The 17,732-nt window shown below is 70.5% G+C and carries 15 protein-coding genes; 7 read left to right on the top strand and 8 right to left on the bottom strand.

Going from position 1 to position 17,732, the window contains the following annotated elements:
• From OV208_RS22410 to OV208_RS22420, 3 genes are read left to right on the top strand one after another with little or no spacing between them, the layout of a single operon-like run.
• A complete protein-coding gene (locus tag OV208_RS22410) occupies positions 1-1,113 on the top strand; it encodes a PilW family protein (protein WP_267575913.1) in 1,113 nt (370 codons plus the stop codon).
• Positions 1,114-1,121: 8 nt separating this feature from the next.
• Positions 1,122-1,757, top strand: a complete 636-nt coding sequence (locus OV208_RS22415) for a hypothetical protein (protein WP_267575914.1) — start codon at positions 1,122-1,124, stop codon at positions 1,755-1,757.
• Between the two features lie 42 nt (positions 1,758-1,799).
• Positions 1,800-2,222, top strand: a complete 423-nt coding sequence (locus OV208_RS22420) for a GTP pyrophosphokinase (protein ID WP_267575915.1) — start codon at positions 1,800-1,802, stop codon at positions 2,220-2,222.
• Positions 2,223-2,312: 90 nt separating this feature from the next.
• On the opposite strand, the gene acnA is transcribed toward OV208_RS22420, so the two are convergent.
• From acnA to OV208_RS22445, 5 genes are all read right to left on the bottom strand, one after another.
• Positions 2,313-5,051 (bottom strand): aconitate hydratase AcnA, encoded by a 2,739-nt coding sequence (gene acnA / locus OV208_RS22425; protein WP_267575916.1) that lies wholly within the window; start codon positions 5,049-5,051, stop codon positions 2,313-2,315.
• A gap of 154 nt (positions 5,052-5,205) precedes the next feature.
• Positions 5,206-6,489, bottom strand: a complete 1,284-nt coding sequence (locus OV208_RS22430) for a phospholipase D-like domain-containing protein (protein WP_267575917.1) — start codon at positions 6,487-6,489, stop codon at positions 5,206-5,208.
• A 100-nt stretch (positions 6,490-6,589) separates the two neighbouring features.
• Positions 6,590-8,203: an FHA domain-containing protein gene (locus tag OV208_RS22435; RefSeq protein ID WP_267575918.1), complete on the bottom strand. Its 1,614-nt coding sequence runs from the start codon at positions 8,201-8,203 to the stop codon at positions 6,590-6,592.
• 6 nt (positions 8,204-8,209) lie between these two features.
• Positions 8,210-9,139 carry a helix-turn-helix transcriptional regulator gene (locus tag OV208_RS22440; protein WP_267575919.1) on the bottom strand — a complete coding sequence of 310 codons (930 nt, stop codon included), beginning with the start codon at positions 9,137-9,139 and terminating at the stop codon, positions 8,210-8,212.
• A complete protein-coding gene (locus tag OV208_RS22445; protein WP_267575920.1) occupies positions 9,136-10,161 on the bottom strand; it encodes a helix-turn-helix transcriptional regulator in 1,026 nt (341 codons plus the stop codon). The genes OV208_RS22440 and OV208_RS22445 overlap by 4 nt, the downstream gene beginning before the upstream one ends.
• A 358-nt stretch (positions 10,162-10,519) precedes the next feature.
• Here OV208_RS22445 and OV208_RS22450 point away from each other — a divergent pair, with 358 nt between their 5' ends.
• A complete protein-coding gene (locus tag OV208_RS22450; protein WP_267575921.1) occupies positions 10,520-10,996 on the top strand; it encodes a hypothetical protein in 477 nt (158 codons plus the stop codon).
• 32 nt (positions 10,997-11,028) lie between these two features.
• Here the strand turns inward: OV208_RS22450 and proB are convergent, their stop codons facing one another.
• A complete protein-coding gene (gene proB / locus OV208_RS22455; protein WP_267575922.1) occupies positions 11,029-12,156 on the bottom strand; it encodes a glutamate 5-kinase in 1,128 nt (375 codons plus the stop codon).
• 170 nt (positions 12,157-12,326) lie between these two features.
• Here proB and hflX point away from each other — a divergent pair, with 170 nt between their 5' ends.
• Together hflX and OV208_RS22465 are read left to right on the top strand one after the other, a co-directional pair.
• Positions 12,327-13,982, top strand: a complete 1,656-nt coding sequence (hflX, locus tag OV208_RS22460; RefSeq protein WP_267575923.1) for a GTPase HflX — start codon at positions 12,327-12,329, stop codon at positions 13,980-13,982.
• A 62-nt stretch (positions 13,983-14,044) separates the two neighbouring features.
• Positions 14,045-14,506 carry a hypothetical protein gene (locus OV208_RS22465; protein ID WP_267575924.1) on the top strand — a complete coding sequence of 154 codons (462 nt, stop codon included), beginning with the start codon at positions 14,045-14,047 and terminating at the stop codon, positions 14,504-14,506.
• A gap of 18 nt (positions 14,507-14,524) precedes the next feature.
• On the opposite strand, the gene OV208_RS22470 is transcribed toward OV208_RS22465, so the two are convergent.
• Positions 14,525-15,532 carry an NAD(P)H-dependent glycerol-3-phosphate dehydrogenase gene (locus OV208_RS22470; protein WP_267575925.1) on the bottom strand — a complete coding sequence of 336 codons (1,008 nt, stop codon included), beginning with the start codon at positions 15,530-15,532 and terminating at the stop codon, positions 14,525-14,527.
• 29 nt (positions 15,533-15,561) lie between these two features.
• On the bottom strand, positions 15,562-16,503 hold the full coding sequence (locus tag OV208_RS22475) for a hypothetical protein (RefSeq protein WP_267575926.1): 942 nt from the start codon (positions 16,501-16,503) through the stop codon (positions 15,562-15,564).
• Between the two features lie 183 nt (positions 16,504-16,686).
• Between OV208_RS22475 and OV208_RS22480 the strand changes: the two genes are divergently transcribed.
• Positions 16,687-17,706 carry a hypothetical protein gene (locus tag OV208_RS22480; protein ID WP_267575927.1) on the top strand — a complete coding sequence of 340 codons (1,020 nt, stop codon included), beginning with the start codon at positions 16,687-16,689 and terminating at the stop codon, positions 17,704-17,706.
• Positions 17,707-17,732: the final 26 nt, after the last annotated feature.

A 17,732-nucleotide genomic window follows, 5' to 3' on the forward strand; every position in this document is an offset into this window, starting at 1 on the left:
ATGGAAACGAAGCAGGCCCACGGGCGAGCCGCGCCGCGCGGCATGACGCTGCTGGAGACGATGGTGGCCTCGGCGCTGGCCACCATCATCCTCGCGGCCGCCGCGGCCCTGCTGCTGGCGGGCGGGCGCGTGGTGCACAACACGGAGCACGTGGGCGACAGCCACGACCACGCGCGGCTCGCCGGAGAAGCCCTGCTGTCGGCCGTGCGGCAGGCCGGCGCGGGCATGTCCGAGGGCCTCTGGGTGGTGTCCGCGGGCGTGCCCCAGCGCATCAACCCCGTCTTCGGCGGGGACGGCGCGGGCACGGGCCTGCTCACCGCCACCACCACCGGCAACGTGCCGGGCACCGAAGGCACCGACGACTTGTGGCTGGTGGTGCCGGACCGCGACTACCTGGGCCGCGACTGCGCGCCGGGCGCGGCGATGACGGTGGTGCAGCCGGGCACCGGCTCGCTCCAGGTCAACTGCGTGGGAACCCCGAGCACCGCCCCGGCCGCCAACGCCATGCTGGTGGCCAGCAACATGAAGAGCGCCGCGCTGCTCACCCAGGCGACGGTGGTGAGCAGCCCGCCCACCGCCACGGTGAGCTACCTGGAGACCGGCGTGCCGGGCTTCTCCAACGCGCCCCACAAGGGCGGCTTCCAGCGCGGGGACCTCGTGTACACCGCGCGGCTGTTGCACTTCTTCATCGCGCCGAACCCCGCCACGGGGGGCCGCAAGGCGCTGATGCGCGCGGAGGGCATTCCCGCCACCGACGCCGCGGGCCGCCCCTTCATGGACATGGGAGACCCGCTGGTGCTCCAGGACTTCGTGGAGGACTTCCAGGTGGCCTTCGGCGTGGACGCCACGAACTCGGGGGACCCTTCCCGCTACGTCTTCCAGGACGGGCTGTCGCCGGAGTTCACCCCGGGCCTGCGCTCGGTGCGCATCAGCGTGGTGGCCACCGGCCGCAATCCCCGGCGCGACACGCGGAACCAGGCGGTGCTCGCCGAGGACCTGCCCATCGCCGTGGAGAACCACACCCCGCCCGCCTCCGCCACCGCGGATGGCTACTTCCGCAGCCTCTTCTCGCGCCGGGCGGAGCTGCCCAACCTGGCGTCGGCCAGCCTGTGAGTCCGCCCATGTCCCCGCGACCCTCTTCCCGTTCCGCCCGAGGCGCCACGCTGCTGCTCGTCGTGCTGCTCGTCACCGTGCTGCTGGGACTGGTGGCGGGCGTGATGGCCTACGCCAGCAGCGAGCGCACCCGCGCGGTGTCCTACAGCCGCGTCGGCCAGCGGCAGAGCTGCGCGGGGAGCGGCCTGCAACTGGCGCGCGGCTATTTCGGCCGCAACTACGCGCAGTGGAACACCTTCCTCGCCGCGCCGTCCGTCTACGACCCCGTGGCCTCGTCCACCAACACCGCGCCCGCCATGCCGCGCGACCCCACGGCCGCCACGGGCCGCAACGCCATCAAGGCCGCCAACCCCGTGCTGTTCGCGGACCTGGACGGGGACGGCAACGACGACGTGTACCTCTACATCCGGGACAACGAGGACGAGTTCAAGCCGCTCGACAACGACTGGACGCGCGACAACGACCAGCAGGTGGTGGTGGGCGCGCTGTGCATCAGCGAGACGCTGATTCCGCGCCGGGGTGACACCAACCAGCAGGACACCACCGGCCTCGCCGTGGAGGGCATCCTCCAGTACAACGGCGGCGGCCAGGCCTACACCGCGCAGAACGCGGGCGGCACGGGCTCCGGGAACCTGAACCGTTGAACGGTTGAACCGGCACATGGCGGGCGTGAGAAGCTGCCCGTCATGCCCACGCTCGAAGACGCCATCGCCCTGTCGGTGGCCGCGCACCAGGGTCAGCGCGACAAGGCAGGACAGCCCTACATCCTCCACCCCCTGCGGGTGATGCTGCGCCTGTCCTCGGACGCCGAGCGCACGGTGGCCGTCCTCCACGACGTGGTGGAGGACACGCCCTACACACTGGAGCGCCTGCGCGAGCTGGGCTACGCGGAGGACATCCTCTCCGCGCTGGACTGCCTCACGAAGCGCGAGGGGGAGAGCTACGAGACCTTCATCGAAAGGCTCCTGCCCCACCCCCTGGCCCGCCGCGTGAAGCTGGCGGACCTGGAGGACAACATGGACGTGCGGCGGCTGTCCGCCGTCACGCCGAAGGACGCCGAAAGGCTGTCGCGCTACGTGGCCGCCTGGACGCGCCTGCGCGCGCAGTAGTCCCCGACACGCGCCGAAAAGACGACGGCCCGGCGACCCTCCGTGGAGCGAGGGCGGCCGGGCCGGGAACGGCAGACTCCGGAACGCGCGTTACGCCTTGGCGAGCTGGCGCAGCACGTACTGGAGGATGCCGCCGTTGCGGTAGTAGTCGAGCTCGTTGGGCGTGTCGATGCGGCACACCGCCGTGAACTCGATGGGGCCCTTCTCGCCGCCGGTGGCCTTCACGGTGAGCTTCTTCTGCGGCGCGAGTCCGTCCGCGACGCCCGTGATTTCGAACGTCTCCTGCCCGGTGAGGCCCAGCGACTGCGCGTCCTGGCCCGCGTCGAACTGGAGGGGCAGCACGCCCATGCCCACGAGGTTGGAGCGGTGGATGCGCTCGAAGCTCTTGGCGATGACGGCCTTCACGCCCAGCAGCTGCGTGCCCTTGGCCGCCCAGTCGCGGCTGGAGCCGGTGCCGTACTCGGCGCCCGCCAGCACCACGAGCGGGATGTTGTCCGCCTGGTACTTCATGGACGCGTCGTAGATGCTCATCCGCTCGCGGGTGGGGATGTGCACGGTGACGCCACCCTCCACGCCGGGAACCAGCAGGTTCTTCAAGCGGATGTTGGCGAAGGTGCCGCGCACCATCACCTCGTGGTTGCCGCGACGGGCGCCGTAGGAGTTGAAGTCCTTGGGCTCCACGCCCTCCGCCATCAGGTACTTCGCGGCGGGGCTCGTCTTCGCGATGTTGCCGGCGGGCGAGATGTGGTCCGTCGTCACGGAGTCACCCAGGAGCGCCAGCACGCGCGCGCCCTTGATGTCCTGCACCGCCTTGGGCTCCTTCGGGAGGTTCTCGAAGAAGGGCGGCTTGCGCACGTAGGTGGACTTCTCCTCCCACTGGAAGGTGGAGCCCTTGCTCACCTGGAGCTGCTGCCACAGCGCGTCGCCGTCCATCGCGTTGGCGTACTGGCTGCGGAACTGCTCCGGCTTCACGGCCGTGCGGATGGTCTCGCGGATCTCCTGGTCGGAGGGCCAGATGTCCTTGAGGAACACCGGCTTGCCGTTGGGGTCCGTGCCCAGGGGCTCGTTGTTCAGGTCGCGGCCCACTTCACCGGCCAGCGCGTACGCCACCACGAGCGGGGGGCTCGCCAGGTAGTTCATGCGCACGTGCGGGTTGATGCGGCCCTCGAAGTTGCGATTGCCGGACAGCACCGCGGCCACCACGAGGTCGCCCTCCACCACCGCGTTGGACACGGCCTCCGGCAGCGGGCCGGAGTTGCCGATGCAGGTGGTGCAGCCGTAGCCCACGACGTGGAAGCCCACGGCCTCCAGGTAGGGCAAGAGGCCCGCGTCGCGCAGGTACTCGGTGACGACGCGGCTGCCGGGGGCGAGGCTCGTCTTCACCCACGGCTGGGGCTTGAGGCCCTTCTCCACGGCGTTCTTCGCCAGGATGCCGGCGGCCACCAGCACGGCCGGGTTGGACGTGTTGGTGCAGGAGGTGATGGACGCGATGACCACCGCGCCATGGCCCACCTGGTAGCTCTGCTTGCCGTTCTTCACGGTGACGCTCTGGGCCAGCCGCTCCGGGGGCACCGGGGCCGCGGGGGCCTTGGCGCCGCCCTTGGGGCCTTCGTCATCCTCGCCCTTGCTCTTGCCGGCGGACAGCATCTCCACGAGCGACGCCTCGTAGCCCGCCTTCATGTCCTTCAGGGGCACGCGGTCCTGCGGACGCTTGGGGCCCGCGAGGCTGGGCACCACGGAGGCCAGGTCCAGCTCCAGCGAGTCGGTGAAGAGGGGGTCCTGGGCTTCATCCGTGCGCCACAGGCCCTGCTCCTTCGCGTACGCCTCCGTCAGCGCCACGACGTCATCCGGGCGGCCGGTGAAGCGCAGGTAGTTGCAGCTCTCCTCGTCCACGGGGAAGAAGCCGATGGTGGCGCCGTACTCCGGGGCCATGTTCGCGATGGTGGCGCGGTCCGGCAGCGACAGGTTCTTCAGGCCGTTGCCGTAGAACTCCACGAACTTGCCGACGACGCCCTTCTTGCGGAGCATCTGCGTGACGGTGAGCACCAGGTCCGTCGCCGTCGCGCCCGCGGGGAGCTTGCCGGTGAGCTTGAAGCCCACCACCTGCGGGATGAGCATCGTGATGGGCTGGCCCAGGAGCGCCGCTTCCGCCTCGATGCCGCCCACGCCCCAGCCGACCACGCCCAGGCCGTTGATCATCGTCGTGTGGCTGTCGGTGCCCACGAGCGTATCCGGATACACCATGGTGCCCTGGCGGAACGTCACCTGCGCCAGGAACTCCAGGTTCACCTGGTGGCAGATGCCGATGTCTGGCGGCACGACGCCAAAGCCCTTGAACGCGCTCTGGCCCCAGCGCAGGAACGCGTAGCGCTCACGGTTGCGCTCGAACTCCAGCTCCGCGTTCTCCTTGAAGGCCGCGGTGGTGGCGAACGAGTCGATCTGCACCGAGTGGTCGATGACGAGGTCGGCCGGGTTGCGCGGGTTGATCTTCGCGGGGTCGCCACCCATGGCGGCGAGCGCCTCGCGCATGGCGGCCATGTCCACGACGGCGGGCACGCCAGTGAAGTCCTGGAGCAGCACGCGCGCGGGGTGGAAGGAGATTTCAGTCTCGGGCGTGGCCTTGGGGTCCCAGGCGAGCATCTTCTCGATGTGCTCGCGCTTGACGACGCGGCCGTCCTCGTTGCGCAGCAGGTTCTCCAGCAGCACCTTGAGGGAGAACGGGAGGCGGTTCACCGCCGGGTGGGACTTCGCCAGCGTCCCCAGGCTGAAGAGGTCATAGGTGGTCGAGCCCACCTTGAGCTTGGCTTTCGTGCCGAAACTGTCCGTCATTTTCGTTGCCGTCCTTCCGTGCCGGAATGAGGCAACTTCTATGGCCCTCGCACGCGGCATGCAAAGGGTTCCTGCACCGCGTTGACGACGGTGGACGGTTGCCTGGAACCCCCTGTTTCCCCAGAGGGCTCCGGGGTCGGTTCCGGGATCGGGCTCAGAGGACCTTGCGGAAGAAGTAGAGCACCCGCTCCACGGCCTTCTGCCAGAGGGGCCGACGCTGGAAGACGGCCAGGTCCACCTCGCGACAGTCGCCGCAGTCCGTGCGAAAGGAATCCTCCAGCTCGCGCCCCAGTCGGGGGTCCGCGAACACCGCGTTCACCTCGTGGTTGAACGCCAGGGACAGCCGCTCCAGGTTGAACGAACCGATGGTGCCCCAGACGCCGTCCACCACCGCCGTCTTGGCGTGCAGTACGCCGCGCTGCCATTCGAAGATGCGGATGCCAGCGCTCATCAGCGGTTCATAGAACGCGCGCGTGGCGTGCTCCAGGAAGGGGTGGTCGCTCTTGCCGCCGTTGAGCAGCAGGCTCACCTCCACGCCGCGCTTCGCCGCGTCCTTCAGCGCGGCGACCAGCCGGCGGTCCGGCACGAAGTAGCCCGCGGCGATGAGCACGCTCTGTCGCGAGCGCTGGATGGCGTGCAGGTAGGCGCGGTGGATGCTGCGGCGGCTGGACAGCACCGCCAGCCCCACGTCCCCGCGCCGCGGCCCGGGCTCCGGCAGGCGCACGCCGCCCCGGATGCGCCGCTTGAGACGGCTCAGCCGGTCCTGGAACATCATCCGCCACGTGGCGAGGAAGCGGCGCTCCAACTCATGCACCGCGGGGCCCTCAATCTTGAGCACATCGTCGCGCCACGCGACGCCCTGCCCCTCCGGCGCCCAGTGCGCGGCGATGTTCACCCCGCCCGTGAAGGCCACGGTGCCGTCCACCACCAGGATCTTGCGGTGGTCACGGCGGAACAGGTGGCGCAGCCCGCGCGACAGGCTGAAGGGCTTGAAGGCCCGCACGTCCACGCCGCGCTGGCGCAGGCCCTCGAAGAAGCTCCTGCGGCTGGTCCATGAACCCACCGCGTCGTAGAGGACCTTCACGTGCACGCCGCGCTCGGCGGCCTCCGCCAGGGCCTGACCGAACAGTTCGCCCACCGCGTCGGTGACGAACATGTACGTCTCCAGGCGGATGGAGCGGCGCGCCCGGCGGATGGCCTCCAGCATCTCCGGATAGGCCTCCACGCCGTCGCGCAGGAGGCGGCACGCGTTGCCCTGCAGCGTGGTGTGGCGCTGGGGCAGGTAGTAGCGGGCGAGCAGCCGCCGGGACACCCCGGGGCTCCACACCGGGCCGTGCTCGGGCACCGGCCCCGGGCTCCGGGCCAGGGCCCTCACCGGCGGACCCCCTGTCGGAAGCCGCTCCTCCACCCCGCCCTCCTCCCCCCGAAGCTCGCGCATCACCCTTGTCAGGGTGGGAACGGAAGGGGGGGTCGGCAACCCGGACGGGCCCTGCCCGCCTCCCAGGCGGGGTTGCACCGTCGGCTATCGGACCTGACGGCTAGAGGCCGTACTCGGCGCGCTTGTTCTCCGCGCGCGTGGCGCACGGCTGGTCGAACTCGGGGAAGTACTCGCGCACGTGGTCCAGCGTGGAGGCGGCCTTCTTGAACTGGCTCTGGTTGTAGTAGCCCTCCACCTCCAGCAGCAGCTTGGAGCAGGTCCGATCCAACTCCTGCTGGGCGTTCTTCATGCCTTCCTGGGACTCGTAGTACAGCTCCGGCTTGGGGTCCGGGTGGGCCTCCAGCATCAGCCACGCCTCGCGGAAGGACTTCCACGCCTCGTAGCGGTTGCGCGCGCCGATGTCCGGCGTCTCGAAGTTCTTGCGGCCCTTCTTGTAGGACTCGCGGGCCAGGTTCACGAGCTGCACCGACGTCAACTGCTCGGGCAGCAGGGCGCGCTCCACCCAGACGTTCCACACGCGCCAGGGGTCCTCGCCGGGCGGGTTGCGGGTGTTGTCGAAGATGATGCGGTTGGGCTCACCCTTGCGCAGGTGCTGGGGCGGGATCATCAGCTCCAGCGAGCGCTCCTGGCTGGCCAGCGTGTCCGGGGGCACCTTGCCCACGTCCACGCCGTTGACGCTCACCACGACCTCGTCCTTGGAGATACCCGAGGCCTGGTAGTGGAGGATGACCACCGCGCGCGTGGCGGCGACGAACTCCCACTCGAAGACCTTCATGTCCGGCCGGCTCCAGGTGACGCCGTCGCCCAGACCGAACGAATCGTTGATGGGCTGGTTGGTCAGGCGCACCGGCTCCTCGCCGCGCTGCACCATGTCGTCGCCGCCCAGCACCAGCCAGTACAGCAGGCCGAAGAGGGCCAGCACCACCACGCCACCGCCGGCCATCACGCCCGTGCGGACCTTGGAGCTGGCCTCCGCCCAGAACAGGCGCAGGTTGGCCGCGAGTCCCGGCGTCTCACGGCGGATGCGGGCGCGCTCGGCGGCGGACAGGCCTCCGCCCCCGCCGCCAGCACCACTCCGGGGCGAGGAGACGCGGGCCACGGAGCGGGAGGACTGGGAGCCCGTGCGGCGCGCCGGAGCGGACGACCCGGACGGACGCGGCGCCAGGGCCTGGGGGGCGTCATCGGCGGGCGGGGGCGCGGCGGCGCGCTGGGGGTTGGTGGTGGGCCGGCGGATCGCGCGCATGTTCATGCGGGTGGACTCCGCGCGGATGCCCTGCAGCTCCTCCTCGTCGGCGCCTTCCGGGGCCATCGCCGCGGCGGCCTTCTTGTTGCGCTGCTTGCGCAGCGAGTCCATGGACACGATGCGGGTGCTGTTGGCGCCGTCTTCCGCGGGCGCGTCCTCTTCACCGGTGGTCGCGTCGTCCTGCGCGAACGCGAACAGGAACGTCACCGGCCCCAACGTGATGGCATCCCCGTCGGTGAGCGCCTGCTTCTGCACCGCCGCGCCGTTGATGAGCGTGCCGTTGGCGCTCTTCTGGTCCTCCACGCCGTAGCCCTCGCCCATCTTGAGGATGCGGCAGTGGCGGCGGGACACACCGGGGTCGTACAGCACCACGTCACACTCGGAGGTGCGACCGATGAGCACGGAGTCCTGGTCGAAGACGAACTCCTTGCCGGCGTCTTTTCCCTCGGAGATCGTCAGTTGGAAAGCCATGTCGTCCTAGGAGCCTATCGAGGCATGCACGGCTCGGGCAACGGCGGCGCGAGCGCTCGCCGGCTCCAGCACTTCCGCCTCGCCGCCGAAGGATAGCACCCACTGCGTGAGCCAGCGCTCACTGTCTCCAGCCACGCGCACTTCCACCCCTCCGTCAGCGAGCGGGCGGGCGTCCTGCCCGAAGCGCTCCTTCACGTAGGGCGCGGCGATGGGGGAGAAGCGGACCCGGACGGAGGCCTCGCTCGCGCCGCGCGCCGGGTTGGGCACGTCCGCGCGGGCGTCCGCCGGGGGCTGGAAGGCGGTGGTGGTGACGGCCAGGTCCTCCATCCGGTCCAGGCGGAACAGGCGCGCGTCCTGGCGGGTGTGGCAGAAGCCCTGGAGGTACCACTGGCCCCGGTTGCTCAGCAGCTCGTAGGGGCGCACCTGGCGCGACTCCGCCGGACGGCCCGGGGTGGCGTAGCCGAACGTCACCTCCAGGCGCTCCAGGATGGCCTGGGTGAGCGGCCCCAGGGCCAGGGGCGCCTCGCCCGTGGCGTCGATCTTCCGGTACATGTCCCGAAAGCGCTCGCGCGCGGCGGGCGGGATGATGTTCTCCAGCTTGGTGAGGGCGCTCTGGAGCGCGTCCCCGGTGGCCGGGCGCAGCAGCTCCGCCGCGGCGGCCAGGGCCGCGGCCTCGCCCGCGGTCAGCCGGGGCGGCGCGAACAGGCGTTGATCCAGGTCCACGTAGACGCGGTCGTTGTCCACGTAGATGTCGATGTAGTCGTCCGGATTGAAGGGCGGCCGGCCCACGCACGTGAGCAGGTCCAGCTCCTCCAGCAGGTCCTCCCGGCTGATGTTGAGGGCCTTGGCCAGGGCCTCCACCGTGACGCCCGGGTGCTTGGAGACGTAGGGGACGAGGAACAGCAGGCGGCGCAGCCGCTCGTGGACGTTGCTCATGCGCTCACCTGCTGGCCTTCCACCATCGCGTGCTTCTCCAGGATGCGCGCCGCCATCCGCTCCAGCGGCTCGCGCGCCTCCAGCGGGCCCTCCACGCGGCAGTCCGCGCCGAGCGACAGGACGAACCGCGCCAGCCCGTCCACGAACGTCACCGGGAAGCGGGCGCGCGTCACGCCCTCCTCCACCGGCTCCAGCGCCGCGCCGGGGAACAGCGAGGCCCCGCGCGAGGACAGCGGCCCCTTCAACAGGAGCGTCACCTCCATGGGCTCATGGAAGCGGTACTGCCAGGGGAAGTACGCCACGTGCGCGTCGAGCGAGAAGTCGGCGGGCACCTCGAAGTCCGGGGTGCGCGGCCGGGCGGTGTTCGCCTTCAGCTCGCGGATGCGATGCACGTGGAAGGTGCGCAGGCCCTGGCGCAGGTGGCAGTAGCCCACCAGCGTCCACACACCGCGCCGGAGCGCGAGGCCGTACGGGTCCACGCGCCGCTCGGTCAGCCCCGCCTGCTTGGGGCTGCCGTAGGTCAACTGCACCCACTTGTGGGCGGAGCACGCTTCCCAGAGCGTCTCCAGCCGGGCGGAGACCTCCTTCTCCTGGCCCACCTGGCCGGTGCCCAGCTCCATGCGCACGCGCGGGGTGGGCAGGGATTCCCCTGCGAAGAAGCCAATCTTGCGCAGGGCGTGCGCCAGGTCGTCGCGGCCCGGGAAGGCCCCGGATGCCAGCGCGGCGGACCCGGCGGCGTAGAGCACGGCCAGCTCCTCCTTCGTGAGGTCCGCCTCCGGCAGGTAGTAGACGTTGCGGTCGACGAGGTAGCCGTCGCGCCGCTCGTCGTCGCCCTGCACGTAGCTCAGGGGGAAGCCCAGTTCGACGAGCTCCGCCTTGTCGCGCTCGAACTTGCGCTCCGCGGCGTCGTCCGAACCGCCGTAGTCGGCGGGGAAGTGCTCGCGCAGCTCGGCCCACGAGATGGGTTCCCGCGCGTCGAGCAGCAGTGCCACGAGATCAAGGATGCGTTCCGTGCGGTCCATTCAGAAGATCGGTCACGATGGCGGACAGGACCCGGGAGATCAAGCAGACCGGGTACTTCCGGAGGGTTGGGGGCGAGGGCAGGGGGAAAGGGGCAGCGACATCAACAGCGGAGGCGGCCGCGCCCGTCCAGGAGGGATAGTCGCACCTACCTGAACAGGCAAGCAGGTATCGACAGGTACCCCCTGTTTCGTCCGCAAGGCAGCAGACAACCAGGGGCGTGGGGCTCGCACTCGGGGCGCGTCTGGGTTATTCCTTGGGAATTGTCGAATCGGGTGTGAAGCGACAGCGGCGCCTCCGGGCCCGCTGCCAGCCGTGGGGCCGACGCGGCGGACGGATGCTTTGGACGAGGGCTCAACCATGGACCGCACCTCCCTGCTGAAGACGTGGCTTCCCGGGCTGGCGCTGGTGCTGCTGGCCTTCTTCATGCCCACCCCGGCGCACGCCCGCTCCGAACCGCTCTACTTCGCGCTGGAGGTCCGGCGCGACGGCCGGCTCATCGCCCAGCCCAAGCTGCTGGGCCAGTCCGGCCGCACGCTGCGGGCCGAACGCCGCCGTCCGGGCGCGCTGGCCCCGGACTACCGGCTGGTGCTCACGCCCCGGGGCGAAGGGGATGGGTTCCAGTTGGAGCTGGACCTGTCGCTGCCCGAAGGCGAAGGCCATTCGCAGCTCGCCCTGCTGCACGGCCAGGAGCGCAAGCTCCAGCTCGGCCGGGTGCCGGGGGAGCTGGAAGTGTCCCTGCTCCTGATGAAGGTGGACTCGCCGGAGTTCCGCGCGCTGATGCGGCTCACGGAAGAGAAGCCCGGCACGGTGCAGTCCGTCTCCAGCTCCATCTAGGCGGCCTCCGTCTGCGGCCACCCCGCCCCCAGCTACAGCACGGCCAGGTCGTCGCGATGCACCGCTTCGTCCAGGTAGCGGTAGCCCAGCACCGCCTCGATGTCCGCGCTGCGCCGTCCGCTGATGCGCCGCAGGTCGCTGGCGTCATAGGTGGAGAGGCCCCGGGCGAACACCGCCCCGGTGGCATCCGCCAGATCCACCGGGTCCCCGCGGCTGAACTCCCCCTCCACGGCCTTCACGCCGCTGGGCAGCAGGCTGCGCTTGCCGGTGACGATGGCCTCCCGCGCGCCCGCGTCCACCACCAGCCGGCCCCGGGGCCTGAGGGCGTGGGCGATCCACGCGGTGCGAGCGCTGCGGCGGTTGCCGGCGGGCTCGAAGAGCGTGCCCACCTCCTCGCCCAGCAGCACGGTGCGCAGCCGGCCGGGCACCGCGCCGGAGGTGATGACGCACGGGATGCCCAGCTCCGCGGCGCGCGCGGCGGCGCGGACCTTGGACGCCATGCCTCCGGTGCCCACGGCGCTCGTCGCATCTCCCGCCAGGGCAAGCACCTCCGGGGTGACGCTCGGCACGGAGGGCATCAGGCGCGCGTCAGCGTCGCGGCGGGGGTCGGCGGTGTACAGGCCCTCCACGTCGGACAGGAGCACCAGCGCGTCGGCCTCCACCACGCCGGCCACCAGGCTCGCCAGCGTGTCGTTGTCGCCGAACTTGAGCTCGTCCACCGACACGGTGTCGTTCTCGTTGATGACGGGCACCACGCCCGCGGCCAGCAGCCGGTCCAGGGTGTGCTTCACGTTGAGGTAGCGCCGGCGCTCCTGCACGTCCTCGTGGGTGAGCAGCACCTGCGCCACCGCGCGGGCCGCGTGGCTGAAGGCCTCCTCGTACGCTTGCATCAGGCGGCTCTGCCCCACCGCCGCGCACGCCTGCTTGCCCGGAATGTCCCGGGGCCGGGAAGGAAGCCCCAGCCGCTCCATGCCCAGCGCGATGGCGCCGCTGGACACCACCACCAATTCCCGCCCCTGGGCGGCCCACAACAGGTCCTGGCCCAGCGCCTCGAAGTGGGCGCGGTTGAAGCGGCCGGTGGCGCTCGTCAGCGCGTTGGTCCCAATCTTCACCACCACGCGGCGGGCCCCGCGCAGGGCGTTGCGTGCGGAATCAGTCACAAGGCGGAGCGTAGGCTGGAAATGGAAAGACCGCGCGCCGCCCGATTGTTCTTGAGGGTCCGTACGCGTCCGAAGGGTGGTGGCTTTGTCATGAAACCCGAAGGCCCGCTGTCCATCCAAAGCCTTGAACGTGGCGCGGGCCTTTCGTTGGCCGTGCCAGGAGAAACGGTTTGAAGGAAATCTTCGGCAACACCCTGGGTCTCAAGTCGAGCGAGCAGCAGCGGCTGCGCAACACCTTCCGCCGCCGGGTGGATCCGCGCGAAATCGTGTCCGCGGAGCTCGCCCGCCACCTCACCGAGCTGTCGCACGAGTTCAACCGGCAGGTGGGCGTCCTCATCAACCGCAAGGGCGACATCGAGCACGTGGTGGTGGGCAACGCGCACAAGCTGGAGCTGCCGGACATCGGCCGTGCGCGCGCCGGGCAGATCCGTCTGCGTGGCCTGCGCCTGGTGCACACGCACCTCAAGAGCGAACCCCTGACGAAGGACGACCTCACGGACCTGGCGCTGCTGCGCCTGGACTGCGTGGCCGCCGTGGGCGTGGGCCCGGAGGGCCTGCCCGGGGTGCTGCACTACGCCTATCTGGTGCCGGAGAACGGCACCGGCGAGTTCTGGCAGGTGTCCAAGCTGCCCTCGGTGCACGTCGAACAGCCGGACGTCCTGGCGACGCTGGACGCGCTGGAGGAGGAGTTCAACCGCAAGGCGGCCGCGCGCAAGGTGTCCGGGCGCGAGCGCGCCATCCTCGTGGCGGTGTGCCTGGACGGCAACCGCGCGCGGGCGGAGTCCTCGCTGGATGAGCTGAAGGAGCTGGCGCGCACCGCGGGCGTGGAGGTGATGGACAGCGTGCTCCAGGTGCGGCGGGAAGCGGATCCGCGCTACCTCATCGGCCGGGGCAAGCTGGATGACCTGAACCTGCGCTCCATGCAGTCCATGGTGGACGTCCTCATCTTCGACAAGGACCTCACCCCGTCTCAGGGGCGCCACATCGGGGACGCGACCAGCCTCAAGGTGTTGGATCGCACGCAGCTCATCCTGGACATCTTCGCCCAGCGCGCGCAGACGGCGGAGGGCAAGCTCCAGGTGGAGCTGGCGCAGCAGAAGTACCGGCTGCCCCGGCTGGTGCAGGGCGACGATTCACTCAGCCGGCTCATGGGCGGTGGCGTGGGTGGACGTGGCCCCGGCGAGACGAAGCTGGAGATCGACCGTCGCCGCGTGCGCGAGCGCATCACCAATCTGGAGAAGCGCATCGACCTCATCAGCCGCGAGCGCAGCGTGCGGCGGGCCCAGCGCAACCGGCGCGAGGTACCGGTCATCTCCATCGTGGGCTACACCAACGCGGGCAAGTCCACGCTGCTCAACGCCATCACCAACGCGGAGGTGCTGGCGGAGGACAAGCTGTTCGCCACGTTGGATCCCACCAGCCGCCGGCTGCGCTTCCCGCGCGAACGCGAGGTCATCATCACCGACACGGTGGGCTTCATCCGGGACCTGCCCAAGGACCTGGTGGCCGCCTTCCGCGCCACGCTGGAGGAGCTCTATGACGCAACCCTCCTCCTGCACGTGGTGGACGCGGGCGACCCGGCGCGTGACGACCAGGTAGAGGCGGTGGAGACCATCCTCAACTCGCTCGGCCTGATGGAGAAGCCGCGCCTGATGGTGTGGAACAAGGCGGACCTGCTTCCCCCGGACGAGGTGGAGCAGTTGCTGCGCTCCCGGGGCGGCGTGGCCATCAGCGCCGCGAAGCGCGAGGGCCTGGCGACGCTGCTGGCCAAGGCGGACACCACCCTGTTCGCCGAGGGGGCTTCCGAGTCCATGGGCGTCGTCTAGGTAGGCGTGGGGTGGATGGCGGGTTGCCGGCAAGGGGGCCTCCCCTCTAGAGTCGAGGGGCCTTGGCTCCCTTGCTGAAACTGCTCATCCCCCTGTTGACGGCTCAAATCGAAGGCCTGCCCGGACAAGACTCCGAGCCGGCCTACGACAAGCCCGTCTCCTCCATCTCGACCGACTACATCGACGTGCTGGAGAAGAACAGCCACATCGTCTACCCGGTCATCGCCGTGGTGACGCTGGCGCTCATCGCCTGGGGCATCCTCTCCGCGTGGCGCACGCAGGACATGGACGGCCTGCAGAAGAACCAGTTCAAGCAGAACATCATCAACGAGCTGCGCCGGCAGATCAGCGGCATGCCCGGCGACCAGTTGGGCAAGACCATCGGGTTGGACCGGCTCAAGACGAACCGCCTGCTGGAGGAGATGCAGACGGAAGGCCTGGTGTTGAGCCACACCAACTCGGAGCGGCTCACCGTGTGGCGTGTACGAGGGGCCGGCCCCGAAGCCAAGCCCCGCAAGTACTGACCGCGCGCGGCCAGCGCGCTAGACGCCGGACAGCTCCGACTTCGGCTGGCGCGTCATCAGGTCCACCACCGCGTTCTTCGCGCTCTTGCCCTCGTAGGCAATCTCGTAGACCTGCTGGCAGATGGGCAGCTCCACGCCCGTCTTGAGCGACAGGTCGCGCGCGCTCTTCGCCGTCTTCACGCCCTCGGCGACCTCCTTCATCTCCGCGAGGATGTCCGGCAGCTTGCGGCCCTTGCCCAGCTCCATGCCCACGTGGCGGTTGCGGCTGAGCTCGCCCGTGCACGTGAGCACCAGGTCGCCCATGCCGGACAGGCCGGAGAGCGTCAGCGGGTTGGCGCCCTTCCTCACGGCGAGCCGGGTGATCTCCGCGAGGCCGCGCGTGATGATGGCCGCCCGGGCGTTGTGGCCCATGCCCAGGCCGTCCGCCATGCCCGCCGCGATGGCGATGACGTTCTTGAGCGCGCCGCCGTACTGCACGCCCACCACGTCCGTGGAGGTGTACGAGCGGAAGGTGTCCGTCTGCAGCGCCTTCTGACAGCGCAGGGCCACCTTGTCCCAGTGCGACGCGATGGTCACCACCGTGGGCATGCGCCGCGCCAGCTCCTTGGCGAAGCTGGGGCCGGAGAGCACCGCGACGTACGGGTGGAACTCCTCCGGCAGACAGTCCTCCAACAGCTCCGTCATGGTGAGGAGCGTTTCGTTCTCGATGCCCTTGGACACCGTCACCAGGGGCACGCCCTTGGGCAGGAACGTCTTCGCGCGCGCGAGCACTTCACGCGTGGCGTGGCTGGGCGTCGCGAGCACCACCATCTCCGACCCCGCCAGCGCCTCCTCCAGGTCGGTCGTGGCGCGCACGCGCTCGGAGAGGGGGATGCCCTTGAGATAGGTGGCGTTCTCGTGGCGGGTGTTGATGGCTTCCACCGCGCCGGGCTCACGGCCCCACAGACGGACCTCCTCGCAATTCACCGCGAGCACGTTCGCGAGCGCCGTACCGAACGAGCCTGCACCAATGACACTGCCGCGCATGGATGACCTCGAGTCCAGAAGGAGGGGCTTCAGAACAACGCGGACACCACGCCCATGGACAACGTGGGCATGAACTCCGCGTCCGTGGAGCGACTGCGGAAGTCGCCGCCGATGGAGACAGCGTAGGACGTCTTTTCACCGACCGGAAACTCAGCGCCCAGGCGCAGGAGGATGGACGCGTCCACCTTCCACGCGGGCGGCAGGCCTCCCAAAGGCGAGGACTGGATGGGGTCCAGGTCGAAGGCCAGCAGGCACCGCAGGTCCATGTACGGACGCACCGAGCGCGGCAAATCGCCCTGGATGGAGGCCACGACGCCCGGCGCCACGTTCCAGTCGCGCCGGCCGCTCAGGTAGCGCGCGCCCTTCTCCTCTGTGTCCGGGGGACGCAGGAAGAACGCCCGGCCGCCATCCACCACGACCGCCAGGCTGCCGTTCGAGCCATCCAACAGGTTGAAGCGGGCCGCCGCGCGCACCTCCGTCATCAGGCCGTAGACGCTGTCCACGCCCAGCCCCAGGTCCAGGCGCGGCAGGACGCCATACAGGCCCCTCGCGGACACGAAGGGGAAGCCCAGCTCCATGCCCACGCCCAGGTGCCCCGACCCCAGCGACCGCCCCCCGTAGAGCCCGTACCGGTTGGGTGCCTGGGGAGGGCGGGGAGGTCTTGGCGACTTCGGGGGCCTGACGGCCTGCCCCTGGCGCTCGGGCGGCGGGGGTGGCGTGTATCGAGGAGTGGCGTCCGGCGCCCCTGGGAACGCTTCCCAGCCGTCGTCACCGGCAGGAGGCGTCTGGGGGGACGCGCCCGGCTCACCCCGGGGAGGCGCCTTGGAGGGCGGGGGAGTTCCCGGCTCGCTCCAGGACTCGTCGGGCGATGCGTTCCGGCTCGGAGGCGGCGAGGCGGGGGCCTGGGCCAGGACGGGGGAACCCCAGCAGAGGAGCAGGGCCGACAGGGTGGGGAGTCCGGGGATGCGCATGGAAGAGGGCGGGCAGCCTAGCCCACGCTCCGGCCATGAACGAGGCCGGCCTGCCCGTCCTGCGTCCCGCCATCCGGTCGCGTCCGGAAAGTGGCAGCCGCGCCACAATGCTGACGAAGGGGGCTGGCCCCGGTCTACCATCCCGTACTCGCGACAAAGGCGTCGGTGAGGAGAGCAGACGGGATGAGGGTCGGACGGGGTGCACTGCTGATGGCGCTCGCCCTGGGCGCGTGCAGCAGGCCCGGCGCGAACAAGGAAGCGACGGATGCGGGCGTCATCGGGCTGCCGGGAAGGCCCTCCCCGCTGGCGATTCCCTTTTGCGACGTGCTGTTGCCGGAGGACCTGCGCGACCTCACGCTCAACGGGTTCGCGATGAAGGAGGAGCGGGCCTGTCCCACGTGTGGACCGCTCTGCACGTTGCATTCGGCCGCCATGCCGGACGTGTCCCTGTCGGTGGCCTATGACTGCCAGCCCGGCTACGCGAGCGCGGACGTGCGCGCATTGCTCGAGCCCACGTTGAACGCGGGCGGCGAGGAGGTGTCCGCGCTGGGCCGGGCCGCGGCTCGGCGCAGTCCCGTGCAGGGCATGACGCAGGTGGTGGCGTGGGATGACGACACGCCGTGCGTCGTCGTCGTCACCCTGCTGGGGGATGATCCCGACCGCGCGATGGATGTGGCCCGCCTCGCGGTGACCTCGCACAAGGGGATGGACGCGGCGGAGGATGCGGGCACGGAGGCACCGGGTGCCGCGGGCGACAACCCGTTCGGGGATGCGCCGCTGGAGCCGCTGGACACCCTCACCGCGCCGCGCGCTGGAACGACGGACGTGCTGTCCGCGCCTTCGGGCACCCGAGCGCCGCCGCCCGTCTTGCCCTCCCCTGCCCGGCCGCCTCCGCGCCCCACCACGATGGCACCGTCGGGCGTTGGAACCACGATGGGAGGAACGACGCCGGTCCGCCCCGCGGCGGTGCCGCCCCCCGTGGTGAAACCCCGTCCGGCGACGACGCCCGTGACGCCCGTGTTGGCGCCTGCTCCGATGGCACCGAGCGCCGCGACGCCCGCGCCGACTCCCGCCCCGAGCGCAACGACTCCCGCTCCGAGCGCGCCCACCGCTCCGGCTTCCGACACGACCGCACCCAATCCCGTGACTCCCGCTCCGAACTCCGGGTCGGTCGCACCCGACGTCGCGCCGAACGCAGGATAGGCATCGCGGCGCATCACGCCTGTGAT

The sequence above is a fragment of the Corallococcus sp. bb12-1 genome (genome assembly GCF_026626765.1).
GTDB lineage: Bacteria > Myxococcota > Myxococcia > Myxococcales > Myxococcaceae > Corallococcus > Corallococcus terminator.

Bases quoted from the DNA above. Each gene is read 5' to 3' on its own strand.
- OV208_RS22410 (WP_267575913.1), top strand. From the start codon at position 1: ATGGAAACGAAGCAGGCCCACGGGCGAGCCGCGCCGCGCGGCATGACG.
- OV208_RS22415 (WP_267575914.1), top strand. From the start codon at position 1,122: ATGTCCCCGCGACCCTCTTCCCGTTCCGCCCGAGGCGCCACGCTGCTG.
- OV208_RS22420 (WP_267575915.1), top strand. From the start codon at position 1,800: ATGCCCACGCTCGAAGACGCCATCGCCCTGTCGGTGGCCGCGCACCAG.
- acnA (WP_267575916.1), bottom strand. From the start codon at position 5,051: ATGACGGACAGTTTCGGCACGAAAGCCAAGCTCAAGGTGGGCTCGACC.
- OV208_RS22430 (WP_267575917.1), bottom strand. From the start codon at position 6,489: ATGCGCGAGCTTCGGGGGGAGGAGGGCGGGGTGGAGGAGCGGCTTCCG.
- OV208_RS22435 (WP_267575918.1), bottom strand. From the start codon at position 8,203: ATGGCTTTCCAACTGACGATCTCCGAGGGAAAAGACGCCGGCAAGGAG.
- OV208_RS22440 (WP_267575919.1), bottom strand. From the start codon at position 9,139: ATGAGCAACGTCCACGAGCGGCTGCGCCGCCTGCTGTTCCTCGTCCCC.
- OV208_RS22445 (WP_267575920.1), bottom strand. From the start codon at position 10,161: ATGGACCGCACGGAACGCATCCTTGATCTCGTGGCACTGCTGCTCGAC.
- OV208_RS22450 (WP_267575921.1), top strand. From the start codon at position 10,520: ATGGACCGCACCTCCCTGCTGAAGACGTGGCTTCCCGGGCTGGCGCTG.
- OV208_RS22470 (WP_267575925.1), bottom strand. From the start codon at position 15,532: ATGCGCGGCAGTGTCATTGGTGCAGGCTCGTTCGGTACGGCGCTCGCG.
- OV208_RS22475 (WP_267575926.1), bottom strand. From the start codon at position 16,503: ATGCGCATCCCCGGACTCCCCACCCTGTCGGCCCTGCTCCTCTGCTGG.
- OV208_RS22480 (WP_267575927.1), top strand. From the start codon at position 16,687: ATGAGGGTCGGACGGGGTGCACTGCTGATGGCGCTCGCCCTGGGCGCG.